General features: G+C 69.6%; 12 protein-coding genes and 1 pseudogene. 7 read left to right on the top strand and 6 right to left on the bottom strand.

Annotated features, from left to right (window positions below; translation table 11 throughout):
- Nucleotides 1–63: 63 nt before the first annotated feature.
- Nucleotides 64–322 (top strand): annotated as a pseudogene (locus FXO23_RS49595) (transposase); the annotation flags it as partial.
- Nucleotides 294–446: a hypothetical protein gene (locus FXO23_RS50945; protein ID WP_179957090.1), complete on the top strand. Its 153-nt coding sequence runs from the start codon at nucleotides 294–296 to the stop codon at nucleotides 444–446. The pseudogene FXO23_RS49595 and the gene FXO23_RS50945, both read left to right, overlap by 29 nt.
- 488 nt (nucleotides 447–934) lie before the next feature.
- Here FXO23_RS50945 and FXO23_RS49590 read toward each other — a convergent pair whose 3' ends face one another.
- From FXO23_RS49590 to FXO23_RS49575, 4 genes are all read right to left on the bottom strand, one after another.
- Nucleotides 935–1,120, bottom strand: a complete 186-nt coding sequence (locus tag FXO23_RS49590) for a DUF397 domain-containing protein (protein ID WP_158896033.1) — start codon at nucleotides 1,118–1,120, stop codon at nucleotides 935–937.
- 672 nt (nucleotides 1,121–1,792) lie between these two features.
- The gene (gene pntB, locus FXO23_RS49585; RefSeq protein ID WP_158896031.1) at nucleotides 1,793–3,211 is read right to left on the bottom strand and encodes a Re/Si-specific NAD(P)(+) transhydrogenase subunit beta; all 1,419 of its coding nucleotides are present in this window, start codon (nucleotides 3,209–3,211) and stop codon (nucleotides 1,793–1,795) included.
- A gap of 50 nt (nucleotides 3,212–3,261) precedes the next feature.
- Nucleotides 3,262–4,818, bottom strand: coding sequence for a Re/Si-specific NAD(P)(+) transhydrogenase subunit alpha (locus FXO23_RS49580; protein ID WP_281356759.1), 1,557 nt, complete (start codon nucleotides 4,816–4,818; stop codon nucleotides 3,262–3,264).
- Between the two features lie 164 nt (nucleotides 4,819–4,982).
- A complete protein-coding gene (locus tag FXO23_RS49575; protein WP_158896029.1) occupies nucleotides 4,983–5,870 on the bottom strand; it encodes an LLM class F420-dependent oxidoreductase in 888 nt (295 codons plus the stop codon).
- Nucleotides 5,871–6,017: 147 nt separating this feature from the next.
- On the opposite strand from FXO23_RS49575, the gene FXO23_RS49570 reads away from it, so the two are divergent.
- The 3 genes from FXO23_RS49570 to FXO23_RS49560 are packed head-to-tail and all read left to right on the top strand — an operon-like array spanning nucleotide 6,018 to nucleotide 8,574.
- The gene (locus FXO23_RS49570) at nucleotides 6,018–6,626 is read left to right on the top strand and encodes a TetR/AcrR family transcriptional regulator (protein ID WP_158896027.1); all 609 of its coding nucleotides are present in this window, start codon (nucleotides 6,018–6,020) and stop codon (nucleotides 6,624–6,626) included.
- The gene (locus FXO23_RS49565; RefSeq protein ID WP_158896025.1) at nucleotides 6,623–7,798 is read left to right on the top strand and encodes an NADH:flavin oxidoreductase; all 1,176 of its coding nucleotides are present in this window, start codon (nucleotides 6,623–6,625) and stop codon (nucleotides 7,796–7,798) included. The genes FXO23_RS49570 and FXO23_RS49565 overlap by 4 nt, the downstream gene beginning before the upstream one ends.
- A 2-nt stretch (nucleotides 7,799–7,800) precedes the next feature.
- The gene (locus FXO23_RS49560) at nucleotides 7,801–8,574 is read left to right on the top strand and encodes an SDR family oxidoreductase (protein ID WP_158896023.1); all 774 of its coding nucleotides are present in this window, start codon (nucleotides 7,801–7,803) and stop codon (nucleotides 8,572–8,574) included.
- A gap of 346 nt (nucleotides 8,575–8,920) precedes the next feature.
- Here FXO23_RS49560 and FXO23_RS49555 read toward each other — a convergent pair whose 3' ends face one another.
- Nucleotides 8,921–9,610, bottom strand: coding sequence for a nitroreductase (locus FXO23_RS49555; RefSeq protein ID WP_246258611.1), 690 nt, complete (start codon nucleotides 9,608–9,610; stop codon nucleotides 8,921–8,923).
- Between the two features lie 97 nt (nucleotides 9,611–9,707).
- On the opposite strand from FXO23_RS49555, the gene FXO23_RS49550 reads away from it, so the two are divergent.
- A complete protein-coding gene (locus FXO23_RS49550; RefSeq protein ID WP_158896021.1) occupies nucleotides 9,708–10,289 on the top strand; it encodes a TetR/AcrR family transcriptional regulator in 582 nt (193 codons plus the stop codon).
- 512 nt (nucleotides 10,290–10,801) lie between these two features.
- On the opposite strand, the gene FXO23_RS49540 is transcribed toward FXO23_RS49550, so the two are convergent.
- On the bottom strand, nucleotides 10,802–11,722 hold the full coding sequence (locus FXO23_RS49540; RefSeq protein WP_158896019.1) for an AraC family transcriptional regulator: 921 nt from the start codon (nucleotides 11,720–11,722) through the stop codon (nucleotides 10,802–10,804).
- 80 nt (nucleotides 11,723–11,802) lie between these two features.
- Here FXO23_RS49540 and FXO23_RS49535 point away from each other — a divergent pair, with 80 nt between their 5' ends.
- Complete coding sequence (locus FXO23_RS49535; protein WP_179957091.1) at nucleotides 11,803–12,906, top strand: oxidoreductase; 1,104 nt, start codon at nucleotides 11,803–11,805, stop codon at nucleotides 12,904–12,906.
- Nucleotides 12,907–13,209 lie beyond the last annotated feature (303 nt).

Raw genomic sequence — 13,209 nt, 5'->3', positions numbered from 1 at the left:
CGGCTGGTCACCACCGCAGGCGTGATCCCGACTTGCCCTGCGGCAACGCATTGGTTCCCGGGGTGGGCGAACTTGCCGCGTGACTGCGCCCGGCGTGGGATGCGCGCTCCGGTCCCGGCGATGCGACGGGGCACTAGGATTCTGGGGCGCGCTACGGGAGGTGTTCCCACAGGCCAGAGAGCAGCGCTGTTGTTTCCACAAGATCGCCAACGTACTCGACGCGCTACCGAAGTCCGCGCATCCCGGTGCGATGGAGGCCCTGGCCGAGATCTGGAACGCCAAGGACCGCCGGCATGCACTCGCCGCCGCGGTGGCGTTCGCAGCCGCTCCTCTTCGAATTGGGCAAGCTCCTGCGCGAGGCCCAGGCGGGCGGCTTCGCCGACGACCAGAGGATGGTGGTGTGCGACGAGCCCTGCCAGCCGGGGTGCCGCGCCCATCCGGCGTAAGTAGCGCGCCGTCCAGCGGCGCGAAGCCGATCTCCACCAGCGCGGGTGCGTAACGGATGTCGTGCAGGTAGGCCGCGGCGATCAGGAGGCCCCCATCCGGTTCGACGACCCGCCAGAGCCGGGCCGCTCTGGCCGCAAGTGCCCGCACGCGTCGCCATCGGTGCGGAAGGGATTCGGCGAGGTGGTCATGTGCGATGGTGCGCGCCCAGGTCAGCACAACACCAATCCCAGCCTCATCGGCTGCACCGAGGAGGCCGTGCTCGGCACCGGGTTCCGCCAGCAGGCAAGACGCGGTACCTGATTTGCGCTGGCGAGGATATCCCCCTCGAGGGCTTTCCTGGCCGGTCCGCATCTCCTAGCGCACACCCTGAGCATCAAAGGCCGGAAACACACGGCCGCCGTGCGTCGTTCCGAAGAACTCGGGCGCAGCGGCCACACCGTGCGGGCGCTGAGGAAGTACCTCAACACCGCACCCGCAGGAATGCCAGCTATTTCCTGAGGTGGGCCAGGAAACGCCTGAACGTCGCCGTGCGGAACACGAGAACGGGACGCGTCTTCTCGGCCGCCCCGGCCTGCTTGGTGTCCCGTATCCTGACCAGTCCTGGTTCGGTGCCGACTTCCACGCAGGCGTTCTCTTCGTAGTGGCTGTAGCTGCTGGTACGCCAGCTGATCATGATGACCGCCCTCCCTCGGTGGCTCAACGGATCGCTGCCGGGGACCAGGGCGCCGAGTAACCATATTATTCGCCCTCGACCAAAGATTCGTTGCGATTCCGCAAACTCTCGCGGTACAAAGGTCGAACCTTTACGGACGGTTTAGTGCCGTTCAGCGGTATCGCGGCGACATCACTGTTCAGTACCCTACCCCCGGCTCGCCCCCGAACCGGCAGCCGCACATGTCAACACCGATTCCAGAAGAGGCAGACGCTCGCGATGCCGCGCTTGTGGACACCGGACATGACCCGGCACTTCGCCGAACTCGCGGCGGTGTTCGAACCCAGCGATCCCCGCCCGTTCGGGCTTTATCCTGTGGCCGAGCCCCACGAACCGGTCGGGAAACTGCTGCTGGGCTACTGGCTGACCTACCCGCACGAATGGTCGACCGAGGACGGCGGCGATCCGCACACACCCCTTCCTCCCGATGCAGGGCACACTGGGCGTCCCCGAGAAAGCGAACTCGTCCCAAAGGAGCCCCGGTCGCCAGGCCCGAGCATTTTGTGGGTGCTGCGGCCGAGTTCTCGGAGAGCCTCTGCCGCAGAACAGGCAGCGCGGCAAGGCTTGGACTGACCGGCGAGGTCCACAAAGGACGAACCGCATCCGGGCGGGATTCGGCGTTCCCGCCGCGCCTCAGAGGGCGGTGAGGATGTCGCCTACCCGGTCCTTCGCGTCGCCGAAGAGCATCGCGGAGTTGTCCCGGAAGAACAGCGGGTTCTGCACTCCGGCGTACCCCGACGCCATGGAGCGCTTGAACACGACCACGTTGGCCGCCTCCCAGACGGTGAGCACGGGCATTCCGGCGATCGGGCTGCCGGGGTCCTCCGTGGCGGCGGGATTCACCGTGTCGTTGGCGCCGATGACCAGGACGACGTCGGTCTCGGCGAAGTCGTCGTTGATCTCGTCCATCTCGAGCACGATGTCGTAGGGCACTTTGGCCTCGGCGAGCAGCACGTTCATGTGGCCGGGCAGGCGGCCCGCGACCGGGTGGATGCCGAAGCGGACCTCGACTCCCTTCTCGCGCAGCTTGCGGGTCAGCTCGGCCACGCCGTACTGGGCCTGGGCGACGGCCATGCCGTAGCCGGGCGTGATGATCACCCGGGAGGCGTTCGAGAGCAGTTCGGCGACACCGTCCGCGGTGACCTCCCGGTGTTCGCCGTAATCCTTGTCCCCGCTCGGGCCGGCCTCGATACCGAACCCGCCGGCGATCACCGAGATGAACGAACGGTTCATCGCCTTGCACATGATGTAGGACAGGTACGCACCGGAGGAGCCGACGAGCGCGCCGGTGATGATCAGCAGGTCGTTCTCCAGGAGGAACCCCGACGCGGCCGCGGCCCAGCCGGAGTAGGAGTTCAGCATCGACACGACCACCGGCATGTCCCCGCCACCGATGGAAGCGACCAGGTGCCAGCCCAGGGCGAGGGCGACGATCGTGACCGCGATCAGCAGCCACAGCCGCGGGTCGATCACGAACCAGACGGTGAGCGCGACGAACACGACCAGCGCGCCCAGATTGAGCAGGTTCTTGCCGGGCAACGTCAACGGCGCGGACTTGATCTTCGCGGACAGCTTGAGGTTGGCCACGATCGAGCCGGTGAAGGTGACCGCACCGATGAACACCCCGATGAACACCTCGGCGTGGTGGATGCCCAGGGTGCCGAGCGAGTCCAGATGCCGCGCTTCGGCGCCCCCGGGCTCGTGTTCGACCAGCAGGAAACCGTTCCAGCCGACCAGCACCGCGGCGAGACCGACGAACGAATGCAGCAACGCGATCAGCTCGGGCATCCCGGTCATCTGCACCACCCGGGCCCGCCACAGCCCGATGAGCGCACCGACCAGCATCGCCGCGACCAGCAGGCCGAACGCGGCCCCCGTGATGCCCTGATCCAGGGTCAGCGCGATCGTCGCGACCAGCGCGACCGCCATCCCGGCGATACCGAAGGAGTTGCCCGCTCGCGCCGTCTCGTGCCGGGACAGCCCGGCCAACGCCAGGATGAACAGCAGTGCGGCGACGATGTAGGCCGCCTGGCTCGCGGTGTGCACGGTCATCTCAGGGCCTCTCAGGTGCCGAGTCAAGGGACAACGCGTCGGACAGCGGTTCAGCTGCGGGTGAACATGGCGAGCATCCGGCGTGTCACCGCGAAGCCACCGAAGACGTTGATGGAGGCGAGCAGCGTCGCCACCACGGCGAGGACGACGACCGTGGTGGCGTTGCTGACCAGGTTCAGCACGGCGCCGACCACGATGATCCCGGAGATCGCGTTCGTCACCGACATCAGCGGCGTGTGCAGCGCGTGGTGCACGTGCCCGATCACGTAGTAGCCGATCACGATCGCCAGCGCGAACACCGTCAGATGCGGCAGCAGTGCCGCCGGGGCCAGCGCCGCCAGCCCCAGGAACACCGCGGCGGCGACCAGTACCAGGGTCAAGCGGCGGCCTGCCGACATCGGCTTGGTGACCGGCTTTTCGACCGTGGGCGCGGAGGCGGCGGGCGCCGGGGCCGCCGAGACCCGCACCGGCGGGGGCGGCCACGTCGACTCGCCGTCCTTGACGACCGTCATCGAGCGGATCACCACATCGTCGAAGTCGACCACCAGCCGGCCGTCCTTCTCCGGGGTCATCAGCCGCATCAGGTTCACCAGGTTGGTGCCGTACAGCTGCGACGCCTGCGCCGGCAGTCGGCCCGCCAGGTCGGTGTAGCCGAGGATGGTGACCCCGTTGCCGGTGACGACCTTCTCCCCCGCCACCGTGCCCTCGACGTTGCCGCCGTTGGCGGCGGCCATGTCCACGATGACCGAGCCCGGCTTCATCGACGCGACCATCTCCGCGGTGATGATCCGGGGCGCCGGTTTCCCCGGGATCAGCGCGGTGGTGACGATGATGTCGACTTCCCGGCACTGCGCGGCGTACAGCTGCGCCTCGCGCGCCTTGTAGCCATCGCCCATCTCCTTGGCGTACCCGGTGGCCGAGACCTCGGCCTCCGGCGACTCGATGGACAGGTACTCGCCGCCCAGGCTCTTGACCTGGTCGGCCACCTCCGGCCGCGGATCCGTCGCCCGCACGACCGCGCCCAGCGAGCCCGCCGCGCCGATCGCGGCCAGCCCGGCCACCCCAGCACCGACGACCAGCACCTTCGCCGGGGCCACCTTGCCCGCCGCGGTCACCTGACCGGTGAAGAACCGGCCGAAGGTGTGGGCCGCCTCCACGACCGCCCGGTAACCGGCGATGTTGGCCATGGACGAGAGCACGTCCAGCGACTGCGCCCGCGAGATCCGCGGCACCGCGTCCATCGCCAGCGCGGTGATGGGGCGCCGCGCAAGGTCCTCGACCAGCTCGGGCTTCAGCGCCGGGGACAGCAGGCTGATCAGCGTCGCGCCCGGCTTCACCGCCGCCAGCTGCTCGGCCGACGGGGCGTTCACCCCGAACACGATGTCCGCGTCCGGCACGGCTCCGATCTTGGCGCCCGCCTCGGCGTACGCCTCGTCGAAGAACCCCGACGCCAGCCCGGCGCCCGGCTCGACAACGACGTCGTACCCCAGAGCCCGGAGTTTGCCCACCGTCGCCGGGGTGGCGGCCACCCGGGTCTCCCCCGGCCGGGCTTCCTTGAGGACTCCGATCACCATTCCGGCTTCTTGCGAGGTCGTGGCGTCGGGCATCGAGGAACCTCCAGTTACTAAGCAGTAGCTTAGCGTGGCACGATATCTCCGTTCCTCGGCGAAGCGTAAGAGGAAGTGGACGATGTGGCGCTGTTAGCCGTGTCACGGGCCGCCATGACGCCGCCGCGACCCGGGAGCCGGCAAGACACCCGGGCCGCGGGCTGTCAGGCGTCCAGTGCGATCGGCTCCAGGTCAGCGAGCCTGGGCACGATCGGCGCGCACACCCCGGTGATCCACTCGGCCGGCCGGTCCCCGGGCGGCATCACGATCACCGTGTCGATCCCGAGCCGCGCGTACTCGGCCATCTGATCGACGAAATCCGCATCCGGCTGTCGCTGGTTGTAGATCACCGTCTTCTCGATCTCGCCGTAGTCGCGCCCGACCTGCTCGCAGTGCCCGCGCAGCACGGAAAGCTTGTGCGCCAACTCCTCCGCGGTTCCGGCGAACAGGTTGCACGCGTCGGCGTACTGAGCGACCAGCCGCAACGTCTTGCGCTCGCCGCCGCCGGCCACCATGATCTCCGGCCGCGGCTCGGACACCGGGCGCGGCGAGCACAGCGTCTCCGCCAACCGGAAGTGCTTCCCCTCGAACGGACCGTCGTTGCCCGGATCCCACATCTGCAGGCACACCCGCAGCGCTTCCGCCAACCGCTCGAACCGCTCGGCCAAAGGCGGGAACGGCACCCCGAGACCGTGGTGCTCGCGCTCGAACCAGGCCGCGCCGATGCCGAGCGTCGCCCGGCCCTCGGACAGTACGTCCAAAGTGGTCACAATCTTGGCCAGCAGCCCGGGATACCGGTAGGTCACCCCGGTGACCAGCAACCCGAGCCGGATCGCCGACGTGTGCGCGGCGAGGTAGCCCAGCGTGGTGTAACCCTCCAGCATCGGCTGCGTGGCCTCACCACGCGGCGGGATCTGGAAGAAGTGGTCCATCAGCGACAGCCGTGCCGCGCCCGCGCCCTCCGCGGCCTCCGCCACCCGCGCCAGTTCCGGCGCGATCGCGGCCGGACCGCCCGGCATGTCGAAGTTCGGCACATGGATACCCAGACGCACACTCGCTCCTCGATGTCGTGCTCTGTAATCGTTTCCCACAACGTAGGAGCTGGAGCGCGCACCAGGTCAAGTGTCGAGCGTCGTCGCTCTCAATCAGTGATTGAAACAGGTCTTGAATCGGCGGTGGCGCTGTGGTCTGCTGGGCCGATGGCGAAGCGTGCGGCGACGGAGCCGGTGGTCACCGGTTTGACCAGGCAGCGGCTGCTGGAAGTGGCCGAGCGGCTGCTCCTGGACGCGGGCTACGACAACGTCTCGGTGCGTGCCATCAACGCCGCGGCGGGTGCCAATCCGGCCGCCGTGCACTACCACTTCGGATCCAAGGACGCGCTCGTCACGACGCTGCTGGAGGAGCGCTTGGCGCCCGTCTGGCAGGAGGAACTGCACCGGCTCGAACAGCGCGGGCGGGGTGGCTGGGTCCCGAGCGTGGCCGAACTGGCCGACGTGGTGCTGACGCCGTTGGCGGAACTGGCCGCCGATCCGGTCGGGAGGCTGCGGCTGCACCTGCTCGCCCGCGTCGTGCTGTCCGGAAAGCGGCTCGAGTGGACGTCGCGCTGGTTCAGCCTCGCGCCGTGGATCGACCTGCTCCGCCTGGCCCGCCCCGACCTGAGCGAGCAACAGGCGGCGCATCGCTGGGCACTGGCGTTCCAATTGCTCCTGCTCCACTTCGGCAGCCCGTTCGGCGGCGCGGAGCACCGCCCGGGCGTGCCGGTCGGCTCGCTGCACGCGTTCGTGGTGGCGGGATTGGACGCACCGTGACCGCGCCGGACGTATTCGCGCCCGCCCGGCTCGGCCCGGTGCGCCTGCGCAACCGCGTCATCAAGGCGGCCACGTTCGAGGGCCGCACCCCGGAAGCCCTGGTGACCGACGAGCTGATCGACTACCACCTGCGCCCCGCCCGCGGTGGCGTGGGCATGACGACCGTCGCCTACTGCGCGGTCTCCCCGGAAGGCCGCACCGACCGGCACCAGATCTGGATGCGGCCCGAGGCCGTACCTGGTCTGCGCAGGCTCACCGACGCCGTGCACGCCGAGGGCTGCGCCGTCAGCGCCCAGCTCGGGCACGCCGGCCCGGTGGCCAACGCCGCCTCCACCCGGCTGCCCGCACTCGCCCCGACCCGGATGCCGAGCCCGCTGAGCCTGCGCATGATCAAGGCCGCGACCGCCGAGGACCTTCGGCGCATCGTGCGCGCGCACGCCGACGCGGCGCGGATCGCCGTCGAGTCCGGGTTCGATGCCGTGGAAATCCACTTCGGACACAACTACCTCGCCAGCGCGTTCCTCAGTCCGCTGCTGAACCGGCGCCGGGACCGCTACGGCGGCAGTCTCGCCAACCGTGCCCGGCTCGCGCGTGACATCGCCCGCGCGGTGCGCGACGCCGTGGGCGGAAAGGTCGCCGTGCTCGCCAAGCTCAACATGGACGACGGCGTGCCGGGCGGGTTCTGGCTCGACGAGAGCATCCAGGTCGCGCGGTGGCTCGAGGCGGATGGCACCGTTGACGCGCTCGAGCTGACCGCGGGCAGCTCCCTGCTCAACCCCATGTACCTGTTCACCGGCGACGCGCCGGTCCGCGAGTTCGCCGCCGCGTTCCCCCAGCCGCTGCGGGCGGGTATCCGGCTGGCCGGGCGCCGGTTCCTGCGCGACTACCCGTACCGGGAGGCCTACCTGCTCGACCGCGCGCGGCAGTTCCAGGCCGAGTTGCGGCTTCCGCTGGTATTGCTCGGCGGCATCGCGAACCGGCAGACCATGGACCTCGCGATGGCCGAAGGCTTCGCGTTCGTCGCGCTCGCCCGCGCGCTGCTGCGGGAACCCGGCCTGCTGCGCCGATTGCGCGCCGACCCGGGCGCGCGTTCGCTGTGCGTGCACTGCAACAAGTGCATGCCCACCATCTACCGCGGCACCCGCTGCGTGCTCACCGCCGAGGGGAGTTGAGGATGCCCACCACCGTCGTCACCGGCAGCGCCTCCGGGATCGGCGCCGCCACCCACGCGGCGCTGCGCGAGGCGGGACACGAGATCGTCGGCGTCGACCTGCGCGACGCCGATATCGCCGCCGACCTGAGCACGGCCGAGGGCAGGCAGCACGCGGTGGACGCCGTACTCGACCGGTGTTCCACCGGGCTCGACGGGCTTGTCACCTGCGCAGGTCTCGGACCGCACGTCGACGACCCCGGACGCATCGTCGCGGTGAACTACCTCGGCGCCGTCGCCCTGCTCGATGGTCTGTTCCCGGCACTGCGCGCGGGCGGCGCACCGGCCGCGGTCGCCGTGTCTTCGGTGGCCTCGACGCACCTGACGTGGGAGACGAACCCCATCGCGTCCGCAGTAGAGAGCGGCGACTTCTCCGGCGTCGCGGCGGCGGTGGAGTCCGCGGGCGAGTACCGCGGCCAGTTCGCCTACGCCGCGGCGAAGAACGCGCTCACGGTCGCGGTACGGCGGCGCGCGGTGGAATGGGGCGCCGCCGGGGTACGGCTCAACGCCGTCGCACCCGGCGCCGTGGACACACCTCTGCTCCGGGCGGGCGAGGACGACCCGCGGTACGGCGAGAGCATCCGCGGTTTCACCGCCCCTCTCGGCCGGCGCGGCCGCCCGCACGAGATCGCCTCGTTCATCGCCTACCTGCTGGGACCCCATGCGGGTTTCCTGCACGGCGCGCAGTTCGTGATCGACGGTGGCGCGGACGCGGCCCTGCGGCCCCAAGCCTTCTGAGCCGCGGTGCCCCTGACCGAGGATGCCGTTTCTGGTGTGGCGGCTCAGATCTGCCGAGTTCCCTTCCCCGGGAACAGGAACAGCGGTGCGCGCGGATCAGCCAGCGCGGCGTCGACGGCATCCAGCACGTCCTCGGGGGACATCCCGCGGCGTCTGCGGGGGCTTCGCCTACGGCGTGCGCGCGCAACGGTGGTGGCCTCCGCTCGCGATGGCTCCTCCGCCGCCCTCGATCGCCGCGGTTTTCCTTCTTCCACGTTTACGAACTGGCCGTGTGCCCCGGCCTCCGTCGCTGCCGTCGTGGCGGGTCGCATCCCGACATTCGGTGTGCAGTCTTCGGGGCTGTGGTTCAGGTGTGGAATCGGGTGGTTTCGTCGAGTGCGGCGCGTGGCGTCGTGATGGCGTTCGCTGGTGCGGAGTCGTCGGGGTAGCCGAAGGAGATGCCGAGCAGGATTTTCCTGTCCTGTACGCCCAGTTCGGCGCGGATGGTGTCGGCGTAGAAGCTCAGGAGTCCTTGCGGGCAGCTGGCTACGCCGTGGGCGGTCATGGCCAGCATGAGCGTCTGCGCGTAGATACCCACGTCGGCTGCCATGCGCACCTCCGCGTTGGGTGCGGTGAACAGCAACGCGACGTGCGGGGCGCCGTAGAAGCGCAGGCTCTCGGCGTGGTAGGCCTCGCGTGCGGCGTGGTCCTCGCGGTGGATTCCCACGGCCGCGTAGAGCCGTTCGCCCGCCTGCTGGCGTCGCCGCTGGTAGATGCCGCGGTAGAGGTCTTCGCTGTAGGGGAAGTCCAGGGAGAGGTCCCTTCGCGCGTGGGCGGCCACGAGTGCCTCTCCGAGGCGTTCTCGGGCGGCACCGCTGACCACCTCGACGTGCCAGGGTTGGGTGTTGGAGTTGGACGGCGCCGCACCAGCCAGGGAGAAAACGGCCCGCAGTGTCTGCTCGGGCACCGGGTCGGGGCGAAACGCACGGGTGGCCCGGCGCCCCCGGATCAGGCGCTCGGCGTACTCGGGCAGGCATTCGGTGACCATGGTCCTCATTTCCTCGGATCGCGCTGAGGTAAACGTAACCGTTTACCTAGTGGTGGAGCGTAACAGACAGGCGTGACAGAGGTAAACGGTGGCGTATACTCAAGGGATGGTCGAGCGGAACGTGACTCCCCGTCGCGGACGCGGGGGACGCGAACGCATCCTCGCCGCGGCCACGGCGTTGTTCGAGGCGCAGGGGATCAACGCCACGGGTATGGAGGAGGTGGCGGCGAGGGCCCCGGTCTCGAAGCGCACTCTCTACATCCACTTCCCCACCAAGGACGAGCTGGTGGTGGCCTACCTGCGACACCTCGCCGAAGCCGGGCTCACGATCGAGAGCGCGCTCGACCGGCAGGACCTCACTCCCCGGGAGCGGCTGCTCGAGTTGTTCACCGTGTCCGGCAACGGCACCGGGCCTATCCGGGGTTGCCCGTTCGTCGATGCCGCCGCCGAGTTCCCCGACCCGGACAGCCCGGCGCACGCCTACACCCGCGAGCAGAAGCGGCGCTTCACCCGGCGCGTCGTCGAGTTGGTGAGCGAACTCGGCGCGGCAGATCCGGACCTCCTCGGCGAACAACTCGCGATCCTCGCGGACGGAGCCGCCAGCAGGGCGATGGTGCTCAACGACCCCGCGTGCGGCCGCCACGCCCGAGCGGCCGCGGAAGCCCTGCTCGACGCCGCCACCGCCTGACCCGGGGAAAACCCGGTGGGCTGGCCGGCCGATTACCGGCGTGTGCTGTCGTCATCGGCATTCCGCCGCCGGAAGCGGTGGAACGGAGACCTCCAATCCGACGAAATAACGTCCAGGGATCGCTGATTCCGTCACCTTGGAGTCGGATGATGTGCGAATCCTCGAGCGAAGGCGAACTGGCCGACTTCCTGCCCCGCAGGCGGCAGGCACTGCGCCCGGAACAGGTAAGCAGGCGCGCACCCGCCCGTCGCCGGAGGTACTGGCCGCACTGGGAACGGCCTTACAGCTCACCGCCGCGGAGCGCGCGCACCTGGCCCGGCTGGCCGGACAGATTCCGCCCAGCACAGGCGCCGACCGCACGCGGGCACGAACAAAGTCGGCAGTCCAGCTCCAACTTGCCCAGTTCGGGTGCACCACGCGGAACCCAGATATGACCGGATGAACCGGTGGCGCTCCGTCTACCTGCCCAAACCGACCCACAATTCGGCGTGCTTGGTGCAGTAATACCTGCCTCACCCGGCCTGCGCTGCGACCGGCCGGCCGGCGGTTCGGGTTTTCTGCCGCCAGGTGCCCGGAGTCTGGCCCTCGTGTTTGGCGAAGGTGCGGCTGAGTGCCTGGCCGGTGCGGTATCCGATGTGTGCGGCGATTTCCTGCAGGCTCATATCGGTGTCGCGCAGCAGTGTCTTGGCGCGGAACAGCCGCCATGTGGTGAGGTAGCCGAGCGGGGTCTCACCGGTTTTCGCGCGGAAAGCGGCGGCGAATGCGGATCGGGACATGCCCGCGATGTGGGCGAGCTCGCCGACCGTCCACGGGTGCGCCAGATTGGCGTGCATCGTGTTGATGGCCGGAGCCAGCAGCGGATCCCGCAGCGCTGCGAGCCATCCGACCGAACCGGCCGGTCCGGCCGTACACGCGCGCAGCGCCTGGACGAACAGCACGTCGGACAGCCGCGCGCTGATGAACCCGGAACCCAGGGCGCCCTCGGCCGCTTCCTGTGCGATGAGGTCGAAGGTGGCACGCAACTGGCGGCCCGCGCGCTCGTCGAGGTCGATCCGGAACAACGGGGGCAGCAACGCGAACAGCGCGTCGGCGGCGACCGCGTCGAAGGTGAAGCGGCTGGAGAGAATCTCGGTGGACTCGCCGGCGCCCTGAGCGGGATTCTCGAAGTCCTCGCAGTCCACCAGCGCGCGACCGGGGCGGTCCTGCAGTTCGAAGGTCACCCCGTCGCGCACCAGGAAGCAGTCGTTCGTCCGCAGCCGCAGCGGTTCGGCGAGCCCCGCACCGGTGAGCCAGCACGAGCCGCGCGCGATGAGCAGCAGGCGGGCGACATGCCGCGCGGGGAAGGCGATCCCCCACGGCGCCCGCGGGGTCATCCGCTTGAACTGGGACTGCTCGATGTTCATCGTCAGCAGCAGGTCGTCGACCGCGCGCACGGTAGCTCCTGGACGATCGGGTACAGATCCTGGATTCCATCCTACTGCTCGTCCAGCTCTGCGTGGGCAGAATCGGGCTCATGGCGATCACCTCAGCAGCACCGGACCGACCGGCCGATGCGAAAACGACGCCCTGGACGAGCATCCGGTTGCGCGAACTGACTCTGCCCAACCGCGTGTGGCTCTCGCCGATGTGTCAGTACTCCGCCGATGAATACGGTGCTCCCACCGAATGGCATCTGGCCCACTACGGGGCCAGGGCGGCCGGCGGAGTCGGGATGGTGATGGTGGAGTGCACCGCTGTCGCGCCGGACATGCGCACTACCGCGCGCGATCTGGGGCTGTGGAGCGAGCACCAGGTCGGGGCGCACCGGCGGCTGGCCGGGCTGATCAGCTCGGTCGGTTCGGTGCCCGCGGTGCAGCTGGGCATCGCGGGGCGGAAGAGCTCACACGGAGTCCCGTGGGATAACACCGGAACCCGCCACCCCGTTGCACCCGCCGCGGGCGGATGGCAGCCGCTCGCGCCGTCGCCGCTGCCCTTCTCCGGGCTCGCCACACCCCGGTCGATGACCGCGGACGACATCGATCGGGTGCTCGGTGACCTGGAGCGCGCCGCCCGCAATGCGCACCGCGCCGGCTACCAGGCACTCGGGCTGCAGGCCTCGAACGGCTACCTGTTCCACCAGTTCCTCTCCCCACTGGCCAACCAGCGCACCGACGCGTGGGGCGGTGACCTGGAAGGCCGGCTGCGCTTCCCACTTGCCGTCGTCTCCGCACTGCGCGCCGGGTGGCCCGCGGAGAAACCCCTGCTGATCCGCGCGCCCGTCAGCGATCTGCTCGACGGCGGTGTCACCGCAGACGACGCCGAGATCCTCGTCGCCCGCATGGCCCAGCTCGGCGTCGACCTCCTCGACATCAACTCCGGCGCCCTCGTCCCCGAAGCACCCCGCCCCACCGAGCCCCTGGAGAACGCCCGGTTCGCACACCGGTTTCGCAGACTCGGCGTGCCGACCGCCACCTCCGGATCGGTCACCGAGGCACACCAGCTCCATCGGGCCATCCCCGAATCCGTGGACGCCCTGTTCATCGGCAGGGCCATGCTCCGCGATCCCTATTGGGCACTCCGTGCCCGCGGCGGACGGCCCACGGAGGTCTGGCCGAAGCAGTACCACCGCGCGTTCTGAGTCGCTCCAACACGGGCGGCGGCCAACCAGAACGACGGATTTCGGCGGCAGAAAGGCGCGCCCTGCCCGAGGTAGCGGCAGAATTGTCGAGGTAGAAGTCCGGGGTGTCGTCCAGGTGCGCGAGGATGCGCGGGATCAACCAGACCATATCGTTCATCTGCTCACTCAGCAGGCGCTTCTGGGCGGCGACGTCGCGGTGGTCGACGTCGAAGTCGGCCGAGGGGAAGGAGAACATGGCCATCGTCCGGGTGGCGTCCTGGATGGGTCGCAGGAGGGCTGAGCGCCCGGACTCCCGGTGCTGGT

Origin of the sequence: Amycolatopsis anabasis, from assembly GCF_009765355.1 — a bacterium.
GTDB classification, from domain to species: Bacteria; Actinomycetota; Actinomycetes; order Mycobacteriales; family Pseudonocardiaceae; genus Amycolatopsis; species Amycolatopsis anabasis.
This window is presented reverse-complemented; position numbering and strand designations above follow the sequence as displayed.

Coding starts and splice junctions, on each gene's coding strand:
- FXO23_RS50945 (WP_179957090.1), top strand. CDS start 294: ATGCACTCGCCGCCGCGGTGGCGTTCGCAGCCGCTCCTCTTCGAATTG.
- FXO23_RS49590 (WP_158896033.1), bottom strand. CDS start 1,120: ATGATCAGCTGGCGTACCAGCAGCTACAGCCACTACGAAGAGAACGCC.
- pntB (WP_158896031.1), bottom strand. CDS start 3,211: ATGACCGTGCACACCGCGAGCCAGGCGGCCTACATCGTCGCCGCACTG.
- FXO23_RS49580 (WP_281356759.1), bottom strand. CDS start 4,818: ATGCCCGACGCCACGACCTCGCAAGAAGCCGGAATGGTGATCGGAGTC.
- FXO23_RS49570 (WP_158896027.1), top strand. CDS start 6,018: ATGGCGAAGCGTGCGGCGACGGAGCCGGTGGTCACCGGTTTGACCAGG.
- FXO23_RS49560 (WP_158896023.1), top strand. CDS start 7,801: ATGCCCACCACCGTCGTCACCGGCAGCGCCTCCGGGATCGGCGCCGCC.
- FXO23_RS49555 (WP_246258611.1), bottom strand. CDS start 9,610: ATGAGGACCATGGTCACCGAATGCCTGCCCGAGTACGCCGAGCGCCTG.
- FXO23_RS49550 (WP_158896021.1), top strand. CDS start 9,708: ATGGTCGAGCGGAACGTGACTCCCCGTCGCGGACGCGGGGGACGCGAA.
- FXO23_RS49535 (WP_179957091.1), top strand. CDS start 11,803: ATGGCGATCACCTCAGCAGCACCGGACCGACCGGCCGATGCGAAAACG.